Raw genomic sequence first — 21,533 nt, 5'->3', positions numbered from 1 at the left:
ACTCGGAAGATGTCACACCGCAATCCCTTGTAGGAGTGAGCCTGCTCGCGATAGCGGAGTGTCAGCCAGAAATGAATTGACTGACCTGACGCCATCGCGAGCAGGCTCACTCCTACAGGGTCTGTGTTCTCAACCGAGCAACCTGATGGCGGTGTATCAGGCACCATCAAGCGTGCGGCGGACCTTGTCCAGCAGTTCGCTGATCTGGAACGGCTTGACCAGCATTTCCATGCCGCTGCCGAGGAACACCTGGCGATTGATCGCGGTCTCGGCATAACCGGTCATGAACAGGATCGGCAGGCTTTCACGCCAGCCCCGTGCCACGTCCGCCAGTTCCCGGCCGCTCATGCGCGGCAGGCCGACGTCGCTCAGCAGCAGGTCGATCGTCGGGTCATTCTGCAAGCGCTCCAGCGCGGTTTCGATATCCGCCGCCTGCGTGCAGCGGTAACCCGCGTCTTCCAGCACTTCGGTGACGAACATACGCACTGCCGGCATGTCTTCGACAATCAGGACATGCTCGCCGGCACCCTGCGGATCCACCTTCGGCGCCGGGATGTCGGCGCCGGTCGGATCGTTCGTCGCCGGCAGCATGATGGTCACTTCGGTGCCACGCCGTGCCACGCTGCGGATGTGCGCATCGCCACCGGACTGGCGGGCGAACCCGTAGATGGTCGACAACCCCAGACCAGTGCCCTGGCCCAGCGGTTTGGTGGTGAAGAACGGGTCGAACACCTTGTCGATCACACTGTGCTCGATACCGGTGCCGTCATCGCGCACCGACAGCGCGACATACGCACCATCGGCCATGTTCGGGTCGCCGTGGGAATACGCGGCATAGGTGTTGACCCAGATATTGCCGCCTCGGGGCAGCGCATCCCGGGCGTTGATGACCAGATTCAGCACCGCGCTTTCCAGCTGCACCGGGTCGACCAGGGCAATCGCCGGTTTGTTGGTCAGTTCAAGCTTGAGAGTGATGCGTTCGCCGATGGTGCGCATCAGCAGTTCTTCCAGCGAGCGCACCTGCTCATTGATGTCCACCGGCCGGGTATCCAGTGGCTGTTGGCGGGCGAAGGCCAGCAGACGATGAGTGAGGGACGCTGCACTCATCGCCGAATTCAGCGCTGCTTCAGCATAGAGCTGCACTTTGTCGGGCCTGGCATCAGCGATGCGTTTCTGGATCAGTTCGAGGCTGGTGATGATCCCGGTCAGCAGATTGTTGAAATCGTGGGCAATGCCTCCGGTGAGCTTGCCCAGTGCGTCCATCTTCTGCACTTGCAGCAACTGCGATTCGGCGCGCACCCGCTCGGCAACTTCCTTGGCCAGTTGGGTGGTGGTGTCGTCCAGCTGTGCCAGGTGCGAGCGCTCGCGGTGGCGATGCTCGGTGACGTCTTCGACGAATACCAGGCTCAGCTGCGGCGTGCGATATGGCGAAATCTGCCACTCGGTTTCGCGAACCTCGCCCTGTACGCGCATGTTCAACGTGCCTTTCCAGCGCTCGCCATCGACCAGCCGCAGGCGCAACTCGTTGAGGATCGCGCCCTGGTCTTGATCAAAGCACTCGCTGAGCGTTTCCGGGTTGCGGTTGTCTTGAATCATCTGCGTGAAGGCGTGGTTGCATTCATGCACTTTCAGGTTGGCATCGAGCACGGCAATCGGCGCCGAGACGTTGACGAAAATCTCGCGGAAGCGGGCCTCACTCTCGCGCAGCGCGTTTTCGGTATCGCGTACCCGCAGCAGAGTGCGCAGGGTCGCCAATAGCACGTCCGGGTCTACCGGGTGAATCAGGTAGGCATCCGCCCCGGCATCGAGGCCGGTGATGATGTCGCCGGTCTGGATCGACGCCGCAGACACGTGGATCACCGGCAGCAGCGCGGTGCGTGCATCAGCACGCAAGATGCGCACGATGTCGAAGCCGCTCATGTCCGGCAGGTTGACGTCGAGGATCAGCGCATCGAGTGGCTCGCTCGCGATCAGCGCCAGGCCTTCGCTGCCGGTGCCGGCCTCCAGCACCTCGTAGTCATGGCGCTCCAGGCGCCGGCGCAAGGCGTAGCGGGTGGCGGCGTTGTCGTCGACGATCAATAGACGGATGTCACGTTTCATCGACGTTCTCCAGGGCGAGCGCCAGTGGAATGATCACGAAAAAGGTCGATCCGACCCCCGGCTTGCTGTCCATCCCGACCTCGCCGCCGAGCAGGGCAGCGAAGCGCTTGCACAAGGACAAGCCGAGGCCGGTGCCGCGCAGACGTTTCTGCAGCGGCGAGTCGACCTGGGAGAAGTCCTCGAACAATGCACCGTGCAGCTCCGGCGCGATACCGATACCGGTGTCGCTGACGGCAAAACGTACTTTGTCCGAGCCTTCCAGGCGCGCCGAAACCCGCACTTCACCGCGGGTGGTGAATTTCAGCGAGTTGGAAATGAAGTTGCGCAGAATCTGCCCGAGTTTTTTGTCGTCGGTGTACAGGCGTGGCAGGCCGACCGGCTCTTCGAAAATCAGGTCCACCGCCGACGCATCGACGATCGGCCGGAACATCCCGCGCAGGGCGGAGAACAGGTCGAACATGTCGAACCATGCGGGGGAAATAGTGATCCGCCCGGCTTCGATCTTCGCCAGATCGAGCAAGTCATCGACCATGTCGCTGAGTTCGCGGGCGGCGCTGCTGACGAACGCCACCTGCTTGTGCTGCTCGGGGCTGAGCGGGCCGTCGAGCTCATCGGCCAACAGGCTGTTGATGCTGAGGATCGAGCCGAGCGGGGTGCGGAACTCATGGCTCATGTACGACAGAAAGCGGCTTTTCAGGTCCGAAGCCTGCCTCAGTTCTTCCGCCTGGGTGTCGAGTTCGGCGTAGAGCGCCAGCACGCCCTGGTTGGTCTCGTCGAGTTCTGCGCGCAGGGCGGCGGTCTCGCTCTGCAATCGGGCGATCAGCGCAGCCTGTTCGGCGGCATTCAGGATTGGCGACTCAGCCATGGGCGGCCTCCAGGGCAACGACCAGTACCGTGACGTCGTCGCGCCCGCGACAGAAGTCACGGTGCAGGACGCTGGCTATCACGGCAGGATGGCGGTGCACCAGACCGGGGTAGTCTTGAAGATTCCAACGGGACTGCAAGCCGTCGCTGTACATGATCAATAGATGTCCGTTCACGTGAGCATAGTCAAAAGGCTGGGCTTTCCGGTATTGGCCGCCGACGATGCCCGGATGCGAGGCCAGGCCCCGCGACTTGTCGGCGGTGAGCAGGCTGGCGCCGATGTTGCCCACCCCAGTAAAGGTCAGGCCATCGCGGGCGGCATTGTACTGGGCGAACGCGGCGGCGCCGCCACGGCTGCCGATCATGTCGCGGTGCATATCCTCCATCAGCAGCACCGGACTGGCGAACGGAGTCTCGGCGAACACCCGCTCGCCGGCCTTGGCCGCGCGTTCGGCATCCTCCCCGTGGCCGAGGCCGTCGATGATCAGCGCACTGACATTCGCGCCGTTGTACGCCAGGTGCCAGGTGTCGCCGCACGCCGGGTCGTTGTGCAACGAGTGCTGGCTGACGCCGTAGCGCAAGTCCGGTTGGCGGTCGTTGCGCGGATAAAGACGCGCCAGCAGCACCGCGCCACGGGCGTCGGCGTGCACGTCGAAGACCTCGGTCTGCCGCGCCACGGCGCCCAGTCCGATGCCTTGGGTGCCGCCGGTGGAAAAGCCGTCGGTCAGGCACGCGTCGAGGTCAAAGCCCTGTGCGCGATCGACCGCGAGCATCTCGATGCCGAATCCGCCGGGGCGCGGCAACAGGCGCAGGTGAACTTCGCCGCGGCTGGCGTGCTTGAGCACGTTGCTGGCCAGTTCGGTGGCGACCAGCGCTACTCGCCCGGCATCGGTTGCATCAAAACCGTGTTGCTCGGCGAGCCGTTGCGCGGTGCGCCGGGCATGGCCGATCTGGCTGCTGTCTTCAATCAGCAGCACCTGGGTCAGTGACCCTGCGATATTCATGTCCATCGGGTGATCGTTATTCGCGTGCCCTTGCCCGGCGCGGTGTCCAGTTCGAACTCCTCGACCAGCCGTTTTGCCCCGGTCAGGCCCAGGCCCATACCGCTGCCGGAGGTCCAGCCGTCGGTCATCGCCAGTTTGATATCGGCAATACCGGGGCCTTCGTCGCGGAACGTCAGGCGCAGACCGACCTTGTGATCTTCATCGAGAATCTGCCAGTCCATGTCGCCGCCGCCACCGTACACCATGGTGTTGCGGGCCAGCTCGCTGACCGCCGTGACCATTTTGGTCAGGTCGATAAGGCGCATCCCGCATTCGGTGGCCAGTTTGCGGGCGGTCTGGCGTGCGAGCACGACATCCTGCTCGATATGAATGGGTTGAGTACCGCTGCTGCGTACGGTCATTGCCGGTTTACTCGTTCCTGCAGCAGTTTCATCCCGCGCTCGACGTTCAGTGCGGTGCTGACACCCGGCAGGGTCAAACCGAGTTCGACCAGGGTGATCGCCACCGCCGGCTGCATGCCGACCAGCATGGTTTCGGCGTCCATGATTTTCGACAGCCCGGAGATCGTGCTGATCATCCGGCCAATGAACGAGTCGACCATGTCCAGCGCCGAGATGTCGATCAGCACGCCACGCGCCGAGGTCTTGCTGATGCGCTCGGACAAGTCGTCCTGCAAGGTGAGGGCGAGCTGGTCATGCATGTCGACCTGAATGGTGACCAGCAGGAACTTGCCCATTTGGAGAATCGGGATACGTTCCATCGGCTCAGACCGCTTTGCCGAGGCTGATGCCCAGGCGGGAGAGGGCGAGCTTCAGTGCGTCGGCAAGGTTGGCCTTGGTCACCACGCCTTGCAGGTCGAGGCCCAGGTGGACGATGGTCTGGGCGATTTGCGGACGCACGCCGCTGATGATGCAGTCGGCGCCCATCAGGCGAATCGCGGTCACGGTTTTCAGCAGGTGCTGGGCGACCAGAGTGTCGACGGTCGGGACGCCGGTGATGTCGATGATGGCGATTTCCGAACCGGTGTCGACGATGCGTTGCAGCAAGGACTCCATCACCACTTGGGTGCGTTGCGAATCGAGGGTGCCGATCATCGGCAGCGCCAGGACGCCGTCCCACAGTTTGACCACCGGCGTGGAGAGCTCCAGCAGTTCTTCCTGTTGGCGCTTGATCACTGCTTCGCGGGACTTCTGGAAGGTGCGGATGGTGTGCATGCCGAAGGCGTCGAACAGTTCGGAAATTTCCCAGAGTTGTTCGGCGAGCAGCGCTGGCTGTTCTTTATAGTGCGCTTGCAGCAGGGCAAACAGCGGGCCCTTCAGGGCGAAGATGAAACTGGCAGTCTGTTGCGAATCCTGACCGAGCTGGGCACGGCTGTGGGAGAGTTTTTCGAGGAACTGGCGGGTGGCTTCCCAACCCGGCGCATTGATGTTGGTGCCGTTGTCATCCTGCAGGCCATTGATCACCAGTTGCAGGAATTCGCTGGTCTGCTGTTGCAGGTCATGGTCTTTGAGGTTGCGGGTGGCGCCGCTGGCTTCCAGGCCGTTGATCCATTCGCTCAGCAGTTGTGGTTGTTTGTTTTTCATCGCATCGAATGTGCTGTTCTGCAGTGCTGCCATGTGCCTGTTGCTCCGTAGCGTATTGGGGCCGGTTCTGTAAAAAGTGACCGGTGCGAAGTCAGTGACCTTTGCCGTTCAAAATAGTTGTTCAGGTGCGCAAGGATATTTTTGATCCGGCGCAAGGAATGCCCCGGTAACTCTAGTCGGCGCCCTTCAAACCAGCGATGTTTTGAACGTTGGCACCGTAGCGGCTTCGAATATACGAGGCCGACGGGTCTGAGTCGCGCCAGCATTGAAAAACGAGGTGGCTATGAACGAGCAATCGCAACAGCAGCAGAAACCGGACGCCGAACCGATCAATCGCAACGACCCGGCCATAGACCCCCAAGTACCGGGGCAGAACCCGCCAACGCGACCCACGGGTGGCACCGAGCAAGTGCAAAGCGCCGATCCGGTGGTAGATCAAAAGAACAAACACACCGACAACGACAACGAGTTCAGCCCCGGTTTCGAACCTGAGCCCGATCGTCCGAAGCCCGGTGAAGAAACCGATGCCGACATCGATACTGACGGCGGTTGATCGCGCTGAAACGAAAAAAGGCCGCATTCATCAATGCGGCCTTTTGCTGTACAGCGCCCGGGTTACTTGCTCGGGTGCTTGGCTTGCAGCTCTTTGGCCGCGGTCAGGTGTTTTTCCAGCGCCGGGAGCATTTTCTGTGCAAAGGCCTTCAGTTCGGGGGCGCCTTTGACTTTGTCGTCGGTCACGGTGTTGGCTTCTTTCTTGAACAGTTCGATGGTTTCTTCGTGGGCCTTGACCTGGTTGTTGGCGTAGGCCGCGTCGAAGGACTCATCGCGCATGTCGAGGATCTTTTCCTTGGCCTGCTTGACCAGAGTCGTGGTGTCCGGGACTTCGATGTCATTGGCCTTGGCAATGCTGGCCAATTCGTCGTTGGCCTTGCTGTGGTCGGTGATCATCATGTTGGCGAACGCCTTGATGTCGGCCGACTGACTTTTTTCCAGGGCGAGGCGACTGGTCTCGATCTCCGCGATGCCACCGGCAGCGGCGTTGTCGACGAAGTCGTTGGAAGTGGCGGCGAAGGCACTGCCCATGCCGCTGCTCAGCGCGACAGCCAGAACGAGATGACGCAGGTTGAATCCGTCCATTGATGTATCTCCACACAGGTTTTTGTTGACGTTATGCAATGGAGGGAGCACAGCGGAAAAAGGTTTGATCGCGTTTCCGACAGGGCGACGAACGGCAACCGCTGGTCTGACAGGTGGTCGACAGAACGGCCCGACCAAGGCCATTCTGATAACTGCCAGCGCAATCGGTCGCGTTGGTTGCCGATCAACTGACGGAGGTGTTCCATGCCGGTGACTCATGACCTGTATCAGGACTTGAAGCTAACGAAGGAAGAGGTCCAGCAAAAACGCACCGAGGATCCATTTCTGGATGCACTGATCAACAAGTATTCCCAGGCGGACGCCGAAGTAGTCAAGGCCGAGACGGCGACCTCGGATGCACCCAGCGATGACACCCTGAAGAAACTCAAAGAGAAACGCTTGCAGGTCAAAGACAAGATCGTCGCGCAGTTGCAGGCTCGATCCTGACCGTCAGTCGCTTCACCGCTTCAAAATGGTGAAATGACTGAACGCAGCCCCTGACCGGCACCTCGAATGTACAGAGTCTTCACTCAGCGACTCTTTGCGAGGTGCCACATGAACACACCCAGATTCCCCAGTGAAGAGCAGGGCGGTTTCGACCCGGTTCCCACTCACCCTGAGCCCAACAGCCCGGCGCACACCACCACTTTTCCCGAAGAGCCGGACGAAGATCTTCCTGAAGACGAAGATCCGGACAAGTTCGACAGATCTGGTAACTGACAGTCCGCTATCGCGAGCAGGCTCGCTCCTACAGTTGGAATGCGGTCAACTGTAGGAGTGAGCCTGCTCGCGATGACGTCAGTTGATCTAACACAAAACCAGCAGGCTCACTTCAACGCATCCGCCAACGGCAACCGCGCCATGTGCGTAGCCTTCAGCGACCCCAGATACAACCAGTCCCCATACTCCCGCGCCGTAGTAATCGGCGAGTAATTGCCGCTGCTGGCATCCTGCAGATTGGCGATCACCTTGCCCTCAAGATCCAGCCCCAGGACAAATCCGCGTTTCTCCACCGGTTTCGGCAATACGGTCAGCGCGCGCACGATCATCTTACGCAGCAGCGGATGCCCGGCGGTACCGTCGAGCAAGGCACTGCGCGGCGCGTAGAGCGCGATCCAGAAGCGGTTGCTGCCATTGAACGCGAGGTTGTCCGGCAGGCCGGGCAGGTTGTCGATGAACAGGTCATGGGTGCCGGCCTTGGGTCCCGTCAGCCAGTAACGACTGATGCGGTAGGCGCCGGTTTCGTTGACCAGCACATAAGCGTCATCCGGGCCGAGGGTCACGCCGTTGGCGAACTGCAGTTTGTCCAGCAGCACACTGGTCTTGCCGGTCTGAAAGTCGTAGCGCAGCAGGCGACCGTCAGCGCCATGTTCAATGATCGCCTCACCGTCATGGCCGTAACCCCAGCGGCTGCTGGCATCGCTGAAATAGGCGTAATGCCCGGACTTGTCGATCGCCACGTCGTCGGTAAAACCGAAAGGCAGGCCATTGGCCTCGGTGGTCAGAGGAATCAACTGACCCTGGGCGTCGAGCGACAGCAGACCCTTGACCCCGTCGGCAATCACCAGCAAACCGTTGGGATGCCGTGCCAGGCCCAGCGGCCGGCCGCCAGTGTCACTCAGCACTTTGCGCGTTTTGCCATCGAGGCTGGTGCGGATCAGGCGCCCGTCATGCAGGCCAGTGATCAGGTAATCGCCCTCCAGCAGCAGTGCTTCGGGGCCGTCGATGTCGCTCGGGCCAACCTGTTCGACGGCCTTGAGCCGCTGGTTTTCCGCGTAGACCCCTTCGTTCAGTGACGGCGCCGCTGGCGGTTTCCACGCCACCGGCTGCACCTTGGTCGGCATCAGCAGCAGAAACGCGATGACGAGGATCACCAGCAATAACAGCAGGCGCTTCATGAAAGGTGCCCCGTCAGCGTCAGGTGCCTGAGCGCCATGTCGCGCAGGGCCTGCATCGAGGTCGCCGATTCACGTTCGATGCGGCGCTTGAGTAGCAGCAGATTGGCTAGGCGCATGCCAAGGCCATCGAACCGGTAATCCAGAGTGCGCACGAACCGCGTGCCGTCGCCTTGCGCCGCGCACTCGTAGGTCAGCAACAGCGACAAGCCATGATCGCCCCGCGCCTTGGCGCACCAGCGGCGACCGGGCAGATACTCGGTGACCTCCCAGCGCAAATGGCCGGCGCGCCCGCCGGCATGAATGTCTTCTTCGAAACGCGCGCCGGCATGCAGCGGGCCTTGCGGGCCGTCGATTTTCAGCGACGACGGGTGCCACTCGGGCCAGTGGTTGACGCTGGCGGCGTAGCGGAGCACGGCGATCGGTTCGCCGGCGATATCGATCTGGTGCTGCATGCGGGTCATGGGCGATCTCGAATAGCGCAACGGGGCGGGTGGCGGTTCCCAGTACAGGGTGCCGAACAGGTAATCCATCAGCGGAAAAACGATATTGAAATTACGCTCCTGCATGCACTCGCGGCGGTGATGCAGTTCGTGCAGATGCCGCATCTGGCGGATCCACGGCAGGTGGGTCAGCGGATTATTCGGCGGTAGATGCTCGCAGGCGTGAAACACTTCGTAGGTCAGATAACCCAGCACCATGCAGCCGCCGAACAGCCCGGCGACATTGGTGTTGAACTGCGCGAGCAGCCACCACAGCGGCAGGGTGAAAACCAGCGTATGCACGACGATCAGCCAGGCTGGAAACAGAATCACCCGCCAGTCGCGGGCACCGTCATACGTCATGTGGCCGGGGGTGAAAAAGCTGTGATGGTCGCCCGCATGCCGGGCATAGAACAGCTTGGCGAAAGTCTTTTTGTGGTGACCGAGATGGCGATGAACCATGTACACGCCAAAGTTGAACAGCAGCAGGGTCAGCGGCACGCTCAGCCATTCCAGCGGCTGCACCTGATGCGCGCTGCTCCAGAAGGCGCCGATCGCCAGCACGCCAAACAGCAGCACGAAGGCGCCGTGCAGCCACGGGTTGTACAACGGATGAATGGCCGCGCGATAGCGGCTGCGGAATGCCTCGGTGGTCTGCCTCACTGCGTTCACCTGCGGGTATTGTTGTTATACCCGGCAGATTAGCCGATTCGGTCGTTTGTGCAGGCCGCACCTTGGCGGCACTTGCGCCATGCTCCGGTGTAAAGCGGCCGACTCAGCTCAACGGGTTCCAGCGTTGCGACCAGTCGTCATCGGTGGCGATTACCTGGCGCAGCAGATCGAACGCCTGTTGCAGCGTCGCCGAGTCGCGCTCGCGGGCATACACCAGATAGGTTGGATAGCCGAATTCCGGGGCTTTGGTGACCGCTTCCAGTGCGCCGGTTTCCAGATAGCTGCGCACCACACGGGTACGGAAGTAGCCACTGCCGCCATGTTCGAGGATGTATTGCAGGGCCAACGGGCCGAGGTTGAAACTCAGCGCGGCTTTGGCCTTGTCCGGCAGTGCGGCGTCGTGCTGGCGACGAAAATCCGGCCCCCAGTCGATGTAGACATAGGGATCCGGGCGGTTCGGCGCACGCACCAGAATCAGTTTTTCTTCCAGCACCTGCTCGACTTGCAGGCCGGGCCAGTATTCCGGCTGATAGACCAGCGCGGCATCGAGCACGCCGAGTTCGAGTTGGCGCAGCAGGTTTTCGCCGTCGCGGATTTCCATGCGCAGGGCGTGGCCGGGAATCTTCTCGCGCAGTTCGGCGGCCCAGCTGAGCATCAACGGGTTGCACAGGCTGACTTCGCCGCCGATGTGCAGCACGTTGTGATAGCCGTCCAGCAGTGGCAGGTCGCGCCGCGCGGCTTCCCAGGTCTGCACCAGTTGATTGGCGTAGACCACGAAGGCCTCACCGTTTGCGGTCAGTTTCGCCCCGGCGCGGTTGCGCACGAACAGCGTACTGCCCAGCTGACTTTCGAGTTTCTGCACCCGGGCGGTGATCGCCGTCTGCGTGACGAACAGCTTCTGCGCCGCCGCCGCGAGGCTGCCGTGACGGACGATTTCCAGAAAGGTGCGGGCGAGGTCGATGTCCATGGGCGGGCCGGTGTCTGAGGTGCGGGCATTGTAAGTGCCGGCTCGCCACCGCGTCATCGTTCATCGCGAGCGGGCTCACTCCCACAGGGTCCTGCGCTGGCCCATCGATTTCGCGAACGACCCGAAATCCTGTGGGAGCGAGCCTGCTCGCGAATGGTGTCTGGCTGCCAAACCAGCATTGCCTGACCCACCGACTTCGCGGGCAAGCCAGCTCCCACAGGTTTTATGTCGCTCACAAGTTCTGTGAGCGCCGCAGTAACCTGTGGGAGTCTGGCTTGCCAGCGATGAGGCCGTAGTGGCGGTGAAGCTCAACCCGCCAACTCAACCTTGCGCACCCGCGCCCAGTCTTCCACCAATCGCGCCGGTGTGCCGCAGGCTTTGCGCTTGTAGACGAAGTTACTGCACTTCTCGGCAAACTGGTTGCGGTTGTAGAGCATGTCTTCCTGCATCTCTTGCAGTTCGCTTTCCCGACATTGCTCGATCAGCACCTGATCAACCCGCAACTTGCGCTCGCGCACGGCGGCATAGGTCGGATCGGTCAGTGCCGCGTTGGCCCGTTGCAGCAACCACAAGGAAAACTCATCCGGGCAGCGCGGGCCGATTTCCTGGACCATGCCCAGTTGCAGCGCCTGCGTGGCACTGACCGGCAGGCAGGCCTGGGTCAGTTGCTCGGCCATCGCCGGGCCGACGGCGCGCGGCAGGCTGTAGGTCCAGTATTCCGAGCCATACAGGCCCATGCTTTTGTAATGCGGATTGAGCACGATGTCGGCCCGGGCAAACACGATGTCAGCAGCCAGTGCGAGCATCACGCCGCCGGCCCCGGCATTGCCGGTCACGCCGCTGACCACCAGTTGCCGCGCGCTGAGCAGTTCGGCGCAGACATCGTCGATTGCCTGAATATTCGCCCACGCTTCAGCGCCCGGGTCCTGCGCCGCCTGGATCACGTTCAGGTGCACGCCGTTGGAGAAGCTGCCGCGCCCGCCCTTGATCAACAGCACGCGAGTGTCCCGAGACTTGGCCCAGCGCAGCGCTTCAACCATGCGCTGGCACTGTTCGGTGCTCATCGCACCGTTGTAGAACTCGAACGTCAGCTCGCCGACATGCCCGGATTCGCGGTAGCGGATCGGCTGATACGCCTCGTCGTTGAAGGGCTCGCTGGCGATCGACCAGTCGAGGGTCGGCACGCCGTCCAGTTGCCCGGCCAGCACATGCCGCGCCGGTTGCTTGAAGGTCTCTTCGCCGGGCAGTGGTTTGCGCCGCAGCGAGCCGATCCACAGGCTGTGATCGCCGGTCGCCACCAGCACCGCGTCGTCATGCACCGCGAGGATTTTGCCGGGAATGCCAGTGCGCTGATCGAGGTGCGCGTCGTACACGTAATACTGCCCGCCCGCCAGGCTTGCCAAGACCCCGGGCTGGCCGTCAGCGGCGTCGATGCAGCGTTTGATGAACCGCGAGCAGTCGTGCCAGCTGAAGGTGCGGTCGTCCTGCTTCATGTTTGGCTGCAAGCGACCCCGGACTTTTGGGTCGGTGTAATCCAGTGCGACCGGAACGAAGCCGTCGATGAACTTCTCGACCACTTCGCGAATGCAGCGAATCGCCGCATCGCTGACCCGCCCGTTGTACAGCTCGGACTTGCGCAAGCCCGACGGCAGATTGAATTCGCAGGTGGCCCAGACCGGGCCGGCGTCCATTTCTTCCACCGCTTGCAGCGCGGTCACGCCCCAGCGTGTGAGTTCGTTGGTGATCGCCCAGTCCAGCGCGCTGGCGCCACGATCGCCGACGATGCCCGGGTGGATGATCACCACCGGGCGCCGCGCATTGCTCCACAGCGCCTGCGGCACGCGGTCTTTGAGGAACGGGCAGATCACCAGATCGGCGCCGCTGTGTTCGATCTGTTCGCACACCGACGCCTCGTCGGTGAACACCACGACGCTGGGCGAGTGCCCGGCCTGACGCAGTTCCAGCCAGGCGCGTTGAGTCAGGCCGTTGAAGGCCGATGACAGCAGAATAATCTTCAGTGATCGCATGGTTTTCTTCCTTGAAGGGATAGCCGCGGGCTCCCGGTGAGCCGTCCTTGGCGTTCGATGAAGCGCGCAGATTAGAGAGTGGCTGCGCGCTGGCAACTGATCAGGGTCAACGTTGTGTCAGTCAATATTTCTGCGGCGACGGAACGTCTTATTCTCAAAGGTTTGCTTGTCCTGATTTTTAATTACTTCAAATGTCCGCAACGCTATTGCACAGTCGCGCCTGATCAAGAGCCGGACGATCCCGGCAGAACGATGGTTTTTCGCAGCGGGTGGGACCCGTTTCAGGGAGCAAGGCATGGGTGATGTTCAAAACCCGCATTACCGGATGATTGGGCACATGTTCCAAAAGGACTATCGCTGGCTGTGCGCTGCCGTTGGCCGCACGCTGGGTTGCCCGCACAGCGCACAGGACATCGCCTCGGAAACCTTTTTACGGGTGCTGGCCCTGCCGGACCCGAGCGCCATTCGTGAACCCCGGGCGTTGCTGACCACCATCGCCCGGCGGCTGGTCTATGAAGGCTGGCGCCGCCAGGATCTGGAGCGCGCCTATCTGGAGAGCCTGGCGCTGGCGCCGGAACCGGTGCATCCATCACCGGAAGAACGCGCGTTGGTGATCGAGGCGTTACTGGCGGTCGATCGCTTGCTCAATGGCTTGTCGGCCAAGGCCAAAGCCGCGTTTCTCTACCATCAGCTCGACGGTTTGACCTACAGCGAAATCGGCGAACGGCTGGGGGTTTCCACCAGCCGGGTGCAGCAGTACATGGTCGAGGCCTTCAAGCGTTGCTATCAGGCGATGCAGGCATGAGGCCGGACGAAGCGGTGATCGACGAGGCGGCGCAGTGGATGGCGCTGTTGCAGTCCGGCGAGGCCAGCGCTGGCGAGCGTGCGGCGTTCGAAGCGTGGCGCGCGGCTGACCCGAGGCACCAGCGGATCATCGAGCAAATGGGCGGCGGCCTTAACCTGCTGCGTAATCCGACCTTGCGCGGGCTGCCGCGCAACAGTCTGCTGCACAGCCTGAATGCGCCGTCGAGCCGGCGGCGCTTTGTCAGTGGCAGCTTGAGCGTGCTCGGCATCGCGGTGCTGGCCGGTCTGCTCGGGCGCCGCTATGGCTGGCTGCCGGAAGTGGGGGAGTTGGCGACCGGCACCGGCCAGCGGCGCGATTTCACCCTGGAGGATGGCAGTGCGCTGAGCCTGAATGCGCGGACGCGGGTGGTGGCGCGATTCGATGCGACTCAACGCTTGTTGGCGTTGCGCTCGGGTGAGTTGTTGGTGGACGTCGCCAAGGATCCCGCGCGGCCGTTCGTGGTCGAGACCGAACATGGGCGGATGCGGGCGCTAGGGACGAAATTTCTGGTGCAACAGGGCGACGATTTTACGCGGCTGGTGATGCTGCATTCTCAGGTCGAAGTGATCACCGCCGGCGGTGCGCGGCAGGTGGTGGAGGCGGGGGAGAGCCTGCTGTTCAACGCTCAGGACATTCTCGCTTTGGAGTGCAGCACCGGCCAGGAAAGCGCCTGGGTGCAAGGTCGCCTGGAAGTGCGCGACCGGCCGCTGAGCGAAGTGATCGACAGCCTGCGCCGCTATCGCCGGGGCATTTTGCACCTGAGTCCCGAAGTGGCCGATCTGCGCCTGAGCGGCCTCTATCCGCTCGATGACAGTGACCGCACCCTGCAACTGCTGGAGCGCTCGCTGCCGATCCGCGTCACTTGGCACAACCCCTATTGGGTCAGCATCGGCGCGCGGTTATAGCGTCATAACTTCTTGGCCTAATCGCCACCCTATAAAAAGCGCCGGCCCGCTGCTCATTCCCTGCAGACGCCTTCAACAGGGAAGCCCTTGATGATTTCATTCAAACAACAATTACCGCGCCTGACCCTCGCCGCCGCACTGGCGATGGGGCTGGGGCCGATCGCGGTGTATGCGCAGGACTCTGCCGCTCAGGTCTACACCTTCGACATCGCCAGCGGCCCGCTCGACGAGGTCTTGCTCGACATTTCACGCCAGACCGGCGTACCGATTTCCTTCAGCCAGAATCTGGTGCAAGGCAAACGCAGCAGTGCCGTGCGCGGAGCGTTGGGCGGGCGTCAGGCCGTCGAGAAGGCCTTGCTCGGCAGCGGCCTGCACGTCGAGCAAAGTGCCCAGGGCCTGAGCGTGCGCGAAGGCGAGGCGAGTACGCCGGTGGCGGCCAAAGTCAGTGCCGTGGCCCCGGCGACCAGCGCCGATTACCGCATGGAAAAAGTCACCGTCACCGGCTCGCGAATCGCCCGTGCGCAGAGTGATGGCGCGACCCCGGTCAACGTCATCACCCATGAAGAAATGGAAGCGCGCGGCTACAAGAACGTCTACGACGCCTTGGCAACGCAGACGCAAAACACCGGCATGACCCAGGGCGAGGACTACGGCAACACCTGGCAGCCAGCAGCCAGCGCAATCAACCTGCGTGGCCTCGGCCCCAATCACACGCTGGTGCTGATCAACGGCCGGCGCGTCGCCGATTACCCGACGCCATACGATGGCAAGGTCAACTTCACCAACCTGGCGAACATTCCCTCGGCAGTCATCGAACGTATCGAAATTCTCAGCAGCGGCGCCTCGGCGATCTACGGTTCGGACGCGATTGCCGGGGTGGTCAACATCATCCTCAAGAAGCAGATCAATGGCATCGACGTCAATCTCAAGGGCGGCACCAGCGAGCGCGGCGGTGGCGACAATCAGCGCCTGCAAATCAGCGGCGGCGGCAGCTGGGGCGACTTCGACGGCTTGTTCGGCCTGGAGCTGACCAACCGCGATCCGATCTGGGCCGATGATCGCGGCTTCATGCAGAGCGGCCCGCTGGCGGATGTCGGTTACCGTCGCGACCTGAGCAACAACCGCTACCTCGGCCCCGGTTGCGGCGCCTATCAAGGCACTTTCGATAACAAGCTGCTGAACAACGCGGGTCGTTGCCGCACCGATCAGATGTACAACGATTACTGGACGATCCAGACGCAAAAGGAAAACTACGACGGCTACACCCGCGGCACCTGGCACTTCAGCGACAGCGGTCAGGTGTTTGCCGACTTGATGTATGGCCTCGATCACATCCAGAACAACACCCGTGGCCCGACTTTTACTTCGCCGGACTTCATCAACCAGAACAGCGGCAATCTCGAGCGCTGGTATCGCCGTTATGGTGAAGAGGAAATCGGTGGTCGCACCAGCAACAACAGCAAGTGGACCGACACTTCATGGACCGGCACCCTCGGCCTCTCGGACAAGATCGCCGACACCGGCTGGAGCTATGATCTGGCGGCCAACCGCTCGGAGTACCGCAGCGTCCGAACCACGCGCTACACGCCGCTGTCATCGATTCAGGATTTCTACCTCGGCCCGCAATTGGGCGTGAGTGGCGGTTATCCGGTGTTCGCCCCGGACGCCTCGCGCCTCGATCGCCCGCTGACGCCACAAGAGTGGGAGCAGTTTCGCAGCAACCTGACCCAGCGCAGCAAGTCGGTTTCCACCAGCTACAACGCCTCGATCAATGGCGACTTGTTTGACCTGCCGGCCGGCCCGGTCGGATTCGCCGGCGTGCTGGAAGCGGGCAAGCAGGAATATCGCGTCGACCCGGATGACGCTCTGAATAACGGCACCTTTTATGGCGTGAGCCCGGCGCAAAGCTCCGGCGGTTCGCGCAAGCGCTACGCGGCGGGCGGCGAGTTCAGTATTCCGGTCACCGACACCGTGCTGGCCACCGCCGCCGGGCGTTGGGACCAATACAAATTCAGCGGCCGCAGCGAGCAGCAGAAAACCTATAACCTCGGCCTCGAATGGCGCCCGATCACCAGTCTTTTGCTGCGCGGCAGTTACGGCACCAGTTTCCGCGCGCCGGACCTGAACTACATCTACCAGTCCGACAGCAACGGTTACTACCCGGCGCAGATCGACTACTACGGTTGCAGCCAGGGCGTGCAGGGTGCGTGTGATCGCGGGCGGGTCGACTACACCCAGAGCGGCACCCCGGATCTTGAGTCCGAACGCGGCAAATCCTGGACCTATGGTTTTGTCTGGTCGCCCTCGCGCAATTTCGATTTCTCCACCGATTTCTGGCGGGTCGAGATCGACGACCTGCTGACCACCGTCGACGAAAACCGCCTGTTGCAGCAAGAGAACGAATGCCGCAACGGCACCCAGGACATCAACTCGGCCAACTGCCAGTCGACCCTGGCGCGCATCGACCGCAATCCGGGGAATGCCGCCATCGATCCGAATCAGTTGCAACGAGTGCGGGTCAATGCGATTAACGCCGCCAGCGAGCGGGTCAGCGGTCTGGACTTCAAGAGCAACATCCGCTGGGGCGCCGGGCAGTACGGCGCGTTCAGTTCGGCGCTGGGCTATACCCTGGTGCTTTCGCATTTCTACAAGGAATCCGACGAAGCTCCGACTCAGGACTGGCGCACCTCACGCACCAACTACGACTGGCGCAGCAAGGTCAACGCCAGTCTGACCTGGGATTACCAGAAGGCCACGGCGACGCTGATGGGCATTCGCTACGGTTCCGTGACCAACGGCGCGGGTGACGGGCGTCTGTCGCCATGGACGGTGTTCAACGCCAGCGCGCGCTACAAGCTCAACGACCGCGCCAGCGTCGGCCTGACCGTGAACAACGTGCTCAACCAGATCAAACACGATGACTCGGCTGGCTGGCCGTATTACCCGACCGGTAACTATGACCCGTACGGGCGGCAGTGGTGGCTGGATGTGAGTTATCACTTCGGCAGTTGAGCACGCGGTATTCGTGGGTAATGTCCTACGGAAACAGGTCTGGATTTCGCAGAAACGGGGATATTTCCGACGACATTCTCAGGTTGGTCGTCGGAAGCGCGATCTATAGCATCGGACATGACATTGAAGTCGTAAACGGCTTGGACGCTCAGGCCTCTGATAACGGATGGATTATGCGAACTCCCCACCTCGAATACGAAACGCCTGCTTATTCCCATCGCCTTCACTGGCGCACCGATCGTGCCAGATGCCCCATGGAGGAGGTCACGATGCCCAGCGTCAAGATACCCCGGCTGACGGGGGTGAAGAGGGCCGAGGGCAGACCTGTCGACTTGCTCGTGAATGGCCGGAACATAGGTGACGATGCCTTTCTGATCGTTGACCTGACCGACGAAGGTTTTGAGCTGAACGATGTCGTCAACATGCTTTCAACCTCTGAGCTTTATCTGCAAGGCGACATGGTCAAACGCATCACCGGCAAGTCGGTCAGCACCGTACGCCGATTACTGAAGGAAGGTAAAACGGTACGGCTTGACCCGCAGCAGAGCGTCGTCGCCTACCAATATGCCTTGGTGCTGGAAAAGGCCACTCGCGCCTTCGGGAGGCAGTCACGGGCCGAGGAGTGGCTGCGCAAGCCCAGCACCTATCTGAACGGTCGCGTACCGGTGGAGTTTATTCGGCATTCACTGGGGTTTCAGATGGTGGAGCAGTATCTGGGGCAACTGATATACGGGGTTTACACATGAATCCCTTGCCCTGGGACGAGCACTGGTATGCCTGGCGGCTGGACCCCGAGGTTTATGGCGGGACGTGGGACAGCGGGATGGGTTCGAATCTCAATGGTGGCCGATGGAACATACCTGGGCGGCGAGTCGTTTATGCATCAGTCGATCCGTCGTCGGCCATTCTGGAGGTGGCAGCCAATCACAGCTTTGATGCGCTGGACAGTGAACCTTATGTGCTCACGTGTTTTGAGGTCGTCAGCGAAGCAAAAGTGAAAATCGTCCAGCCGGAGGATGTGCCGAATCCTTATTGGTTGAGCCCCGCCAAGCCTTCCCCCAATCAACAACTGTTCGCCGATGCGTTGTTGGCAGAGCATCCGTTTGTACTTATCCCTTCGGCGGCAACCCGGCACTCGTGGAATCTGCTGGTGAGTTGCGAATTGGCGGAGGGACAGTTCAGGATGGTTTCCCAGGAGCGATTCGGGCTGGATACACGGTTGCTGAGGGAGATGGAGCTGGCCTGATCCACACCTGCCATTTTTTTGCATAACCTCATCACCCAACGGTCTAAATCGGGCTCTATAAAACCCTGCTGTCCATTGCACATCCCTGCATAAACCAAAACGCAGGGATGGCTGTTCATGATCCATTTTTCACCCGTTAGATCCCGTTTGAGCCTGGCCTTGCTGCTGGCGATCAATACCTTGTCGGCAGTCGCTAGCGACGAACCCACGACCCAGTTGCAACGAGTGGAAGTCACCGGCACGGCGATTCGCCGGGTCGATGCGGAAACCGCGGTGCCGGTCACCATTCTGCGAGTTGAAGAACTGCGCGAGCAGGGGGTGAGCACCACCGAAGAGCTGGTCAGCCGGATTTCCGCCAACCAGTCCTCGGTCGGCTCCGGTCGTTCGGTGGGTTCGAGCAGCGGCGGGGCGTCGTATGCCGATCTGCGCGGCATCGGCCCGAACAAGACGCTGGTACTGCTCAATGGCCGGCGGCTGAGTAACAACGCGACCAATGCGATCAATGGCTCCGGGGTTGACCTGAACACCATTCCGTTCGCCGCCATTGATCGCGTCGAAGTCCTGCGTGACGGCGCTTCGGCGTTGTACGGCACCGATGCGATCGGCGGGGTGATCAACTTCATCACCAAGACCAGCCTCACCGAAGGCCAGCTCAGCACCAACTACGACACGCCGACCCATGCCGGCGGTGGGGAAAGTCGTAACTTCAGCGGCAGCTGGGGTTTTGGCGATTTGCAGGATGACCGTTTCAACGTGTTCGGCGTGGTCAGTCATGACAAGCAGCAACGCCTGGCTGCCGAAGACCGTGGTTACACCTACAACTATCAGCCGGGACGCGGCCTCGATTACACCTCCGGTACCGCATCGCCGGCCAACTGGAGTCAGGGCAGCAACGCCACCAATCCACTGGCCAGTTCCGGTTGCAATGCACCGGGGTTGCTGGCGCGCAATGGCATCTGCCGCCAGAGCCTGTGGAACTACCTCGATCTGGTGCCGGAAACCGAGAAGACCTCGGCTTTCGCAAAAGCCACCGGCAAGCTCGCGGATGATCACAACGTCAGCCTCGAATACTTCTGGGCGCGCAACGAAAACCGCACGCAGATCGGCCCCGGTACGCTGATGGGCAATCAGGTCAATCCCGGCACGACGTTCTATCCCGGTAACGGCATTACTCCCGGCCCCAACGGTTTCGCCCTCGACCCGACGCAACCGGTGGATGTGAACTGGCGCGAAACCGCCGTTGGCGCGCGCCAGCACGAAGACGACAACACCGGCCAGCGTTTGCTGTTGAGCTTTGACGGCAGCGTGGTGGGTTGGGACTACAACGTCGGTGCGTCGTACAACCAGAACAAAGTGGTCAATAGCATCGAGGCCGGCTATGTCAACGACCGCGCCGTCAGCGCCGGCATTGCCAATGGCATCATCAACCCGTTCGGTGCGCAGACTGCTGCCGGGCAGGCACTACTGGCCGCCAATTCCGTAGACGGCGATTACGGCACGGCGGTCGGCCGCGTGAAGGCGATTGACGGGCGTGTCAGCCGCGAGATCGGTGACTGGTTCGGCGCCGGCCCTTCGGCACTGGCGCTGGGTGGCGAATACCGCAAGGAAGATTTCCATCAGGACTTCGCCCAGTTCGCCGCCGATGTGCAGAGCCTGGGTGTCGACCCCAATGCCAGCGTCACCGGGGATCGCAGCGTCTCGGCGCAATACGCCGAGGTCAACGTGCCGGTGCTCGACAGCCTGGAATTGTCCGCTGCCGTGCGCCACGACAAGTACAGCGACTTCGGCAGCACCACCAACCCGAAGTACTCGTTCCGCTTCCAGCCGTTCAAGGAACTGGTGGTGCGCGGCGCCTACAGTGAAGGTTTTCGCGCACCGTCGTTGTATGAGCTGTACAACCCGAACTTCACCACGTTCACCGTCGCCAACTACAACGACCCGCGACTGTGTGCCGGTGGCAACCCGAGTAACGGCGGCATCGCCAACCGCGACTGCGCCCAGCAGTTTTACAGCCGCACCGGTGGCAATACGGACCTCAGTCCGGAAACCGCGCGCAACGTCACCCTCGGTTTCGTCTATCAGCCATTCGAGCGCCTGAGCACCGGGCTGGATTTCTGGTGGATCAACATCGCCAACCAGATCGCCGAATTCCCGGAATCGGCGGTGTTCGAGAACCCGGAGCTGTACCCCGAGCGCCTGGTGCGCAAGCCGGACGGCTCCATTGATCACATCGTCACCGGGCTGGCCAACCTCGGCAAGATCAAGACCAATGGTATCGATGTCAGTTTCGACTACCGCTTGCCGAGCACCCCGTACGGCAATTTCGGCATCGGCCTGCAAGGCACCTATGTCAGCCGTTACGAGTACCAACAGCAGCTCAAGGGCGACTACATCGACAAGCTCGGCGATTTCCGTGGCGGCGACTTTTCCTCGGCCGGCGCCGTGGCCCGTTGGCGCCACAGCCTTACCGGCAGCTGGAACTACGGTCCCTACGGTGTGGCGCTGACCAACCGCTACACCAGCGGTTACCACGACTCCGACCGCGAGACCCACGATTACGTCGGCTCGTACAACGTCTGGGATCTGGCCGGCACCTACACCTGGCGCAAAACCCTGAGCGTGACCCTCGGCGCGAAGAACCTGTTCGACCGCGAGCCACCGTTCAGCAACCAGACCTACACCTTCCAGAGCGGCTACGACCCGAAATACGGCGACCCGTTCGGGCGGACGCTGTACACGCGGGTCAATTATAAGTTCTGAAAATGCCCAGAGGCGGCGGGTTTTAGTCACTTATT

20 protein-coding genes are annotated in these 21,533 nt (G+C 61.7%); 9 read left to right on the top strand and 11 right to left on the bottom strand.

The window, feature by feature from the left end:
- Positions 1–156 precede the first annotated feature (156 nt).
- Genes ACM6I7_RS07730 through ACM6I7_RS07705 form a run of 6 tightly spaced genes read right to left on the bottom strand, consistent with a single transcriptional unit; the run spans position 157 to position 5,584 of the window.
- Positions 157–2,100, bottom strand: a complete 1,944-nt coding sequence (locus ACM6I7_RS07730) for a response regulator (protein WP_115989647.1) — start codon at positions 2,098–2,100, stop codon at positions 157–159.
- Positions 2,090–2,965: a sensor histidine kinase gene (locus tag ACM6I7_RS07725; RefSeq protein WP_115989648.1), complete on the bottom strand. Its 876-nt coding sequence runs from the start codon at positions 2,963–2,965 to the stop codon at positions 2,090–2,092. The genes ACM6I7_RS07730 and ACM6I7_RS07725 overlap by 11 nt, the downstream gene beginning before the upstream one ends.
- Entirely contained in the window at positions 2,958–3,968 is a 1,011-nt protein-coding gene (locus tag ACM6I7_RS07720; protein WP_414888534.1) for an ATP-binding protein, read from the bottom strand. The genes ACM6I7_RS07725 and ACM6I7_RS07720 overlap by 8 nt, the downstream gene beginning before the upstream one ends.
- On the bottom strand, positions 3,965–4,369 hold the full coding sequence (locus ACM6I7_RS07715; RefSeq protein WP_027613681.1) for an anti-sigma regulatory factor: 405 nt from the start codon (positions 4,367–4,369) through the stop codon (positions 3,965–3,967). Before ACM6I7_RS07715 ends, ACM6I7_RS07720 begins: the two co-directional genes overlap by 4 nt.
- Positions 4,366–4,728 carry an STAS domain-containing protein gene (locus tag ACM6I7_RS07710; RefSeq protein ID WP_027613682.1) on the bottom strand — a complete coding sequence of 121 codons (363 nt, stop codon included), beginning with the start codon at positions 4,726–4,728 and terminating at the stop codon, positions 4,366–4,368. The genes ACM6I7_RS07715 and ACM6I7_RS07710 overlap by 4 nt, the downstream gene beginning before the upstream one ends.
- A gap of 4 nt (positions 4,729–4,732) precedes the next feature.
- Entirely contained in the window at positions 4,733–5,584 is an 852-nt protein-coding gene (locus tag ACM6I7_RS07705) for an STAS domain-containing protein (RefSeq protein ID WP_096796830.1), read from the bottom strand.
- Between the two features lie 250 nt (positions 5,585–5,834).
- Between ACM6I7_RS07705 and ACM6I7_RS07700 the strand changes: the two genes are divergently transcribed.
- Positions 5,835–6,104: a hypothetical protein gene (locus ACM6I7_RS07700; protein ID WP_414888272.1), complete on the top strand. Its 270-nt coding sequence runs from the start codon at positions 5,835–5,837 to the stop codon at positions 6,102–6,104.
- Positions 6,105–6,166: 62 nt separating this feature from the next.
- Here ACM6I7_RS07700 and ACM6I7_RS07695 read toward each other — a convergent pair whose 3' ends face one another.
- The gene (locus ACM6I7_RS07695; protein ID WP_097087254.1) at positions 6,167–6,688 is read right to left on the bottom strand and encodes a DUF4142 domain-containing protein; all 522 of its coding nucleotides are present in this window, start codon (positions 6,686–6,688) and stop codon (positions 6,167–6,169) included.
- Positions 6,689–6,892: 204 nt separating this feature from the next.
- On the opposite strand from ACM6I7_RS07695, the gene ACM6I7_RS07690 reads away from it, so the two are divergent.
- Positions 6,893–7,135: a DUF465 domain-containing protein gene (locus tag ACM6I7_RS07690; protein ID WP_027613686.1), complete on the top strand. Its 243-nt coding sequence runs from the start codon at positions 6,893–6,895 to the stop codon at positions 7,133–7,135.
- A 108-nt stretch (positions 7,136–7,243) separates the two neighbouring features.
- Positions 7,244–7,408: a hypothetical protein gene (locus ACM6I7_RS07685; RefSeq protein ID WP_166495921.1), complete on the top strand. Its 165-nt coding sequence runs from the start codon at positions 7,244–7,246 to the stop codon at positions 7,406–7,408.
- Between the two features lie 107 nt (positions 7,409–7,515).
- On the opposite strand, the gene ACM6I7_RS07680 is transcribed toward ACM6I7_RS07685, so the two are convergent.
- The 4 genes from ACM6I7_RS07680 to ACM6I7_RS07665 all read right to left on the bottom strand — a co-directional run bounded on the left by ACM6I7_RS07680 (position 7,516) and on the right by ACM6I7_RS07665 (position 12,731).
- Entirely contained in the window at positions 7,516–8,586 is a 1,071-nt protein-coding gene (locus ACM6I7_RS07680; protein ID WP_414888271.1) for an SMP-30/gluconolactonase/LRE family protein, read from the bottom strand.
- Positions 8,583–9,728 carry a sterol desaturase/SRPBCC family protein gene (locus ACM6I7_RS07675; RefSeq protein WP_414888270.1) on the bottom strand — a complete coding sequence of 382 codons (1,146 nt, stop codon included), beginning with the start codon at positions 9,726–9,728 and terminating at the stop codon, positions 8,583–8,585. Before ACM6I7_RS07675 ends, ACM6I7_RS07680 begins: the two co-directional genes overlap by 4 nt.
- 112 nt (positions 9,729–9,840) lie before the next feature.
- Positions 9,841–10,704, bottom strand: a complete 864-nt coding sequence (locus tag ACM6I7_RS07670) for a LysR family transcriptional regulator (RefSeq protein ID WP_045122483.1) — start codon at positions 10,702–10,704, stop codon at positions 9,841–9,843.
- Between the two features lie 308 nt (positions 10,705–11,012).
- Complete coding sequence (locus ACM6I7_RS07665) at positions 11,013–12,731, bottom strand: hydrogenase maturation protein (protein WP_414888269.1); 1,719 nt, start codon at positions 12,729–12,731, stop codon at positions 11,013–11,015.
- A gap of 295 nt (positions 12,732–13,026) precedes the next feature.
- Between ACM6I7_RS07665 and ACM6I7_RS07660 the strand changes: the two genes are divergently transcribed.
- The 6 genes from ACM6I7_RS07660 (at position 13,027) to ACM6I7_RS07635 (ending at position 21,498) form a co-directional block, all read left to right on the top strand.
- Positions 13,027–13,536: a sigma-70 family RNA polymerase sigma factor gene (locus ACM6I7_RS07660; protein WP_027613691.1), complete on the top strand. Its 510-nt coding sequence runs from the start codon at positions 13,027–13,029 to the stop codon at positions 13,534–13,536.
- A complete protein-coding gene (locus ACM6I7_RS07655; protein ID WP_414888268.1) occupies positions 13,533–14,480 on the top strand; it encodes a FecR domain-containing protein in 948 nt (315 codons plus the stop codon). Before ACM6I7_RS07660 ends, ACM6I7_RS07655 begins: the two co-directional genes overlap by 4 nt.
- A gap of 90 nt (positions 14,481–14,570) precedes the next feature.
- Positions 14,571–17,492, top strand: coding sequence for a TonB-dependent receptor domain-containing protein (locus tag ACM6I7_RS07650; protein WP_414888267.1), 2,922 nt, complete (start codon positions 14,571–14,573; stop codon positions 17,490–17,492).
- 269 nt (positions 17,493–17,761) lie between these two features.
- Positions 17,762–18,238, top strand: coding sequence for an antitoxin Xre/MbcA/ParS toxin-binding domain-containing protein (locus ACM6I7_RS07645; RefSeq protein ID WP_414888266.1), 477 nt, complete (start codon positions 17,762–17,764; stop codon positions 18,236–18,238).
- Complete coding sequence (locus ACM6I7_RS07640) at positions 18,235–18,738, top strand: RES family NAD+ phosphorylase (RefSeq protein ID WP_027613695.1); 504 nt, start codon at positions 18,235–18,237, stop codon at positions 18,736–18,738. The genes ACM6I7_RS07645 and ACM6I7_RS07640 overlap by 4 nt, the downstream gene beginning before the upstream one ends.
- Positions 18,739–18,855: 117 nt before the next feature.
- The gene (locus ACM6I7_RS07635; RefSeq protein ID WP_414888265.1) at positions 18,856–21,498 is read left to right on the top strand and encodes a TonB-dependent receptor; all 2,643 of its coding nucleotides are present in this window, start codon (positions 18,856–18,858) and stop codon (positions 21,496–21,498) included.
- The last annotated feature ends 35 nt before the right edge of the window (positions 21,499–21,533 follow it).

This window comes from Pseudomonas sp. IT-93MI4, from assembly GCF_949767635.1.
Lineage (GTDB): Bacteria > Pseudomonadota > Gammaproteobacteria > Pseudomonadales > Pseudomonadaceae > Aquipseudomonas > Aquipseudomonas putida_A.
This window is presented reverse-complemented; position numbering and strand designations above follow the sequence as displayed.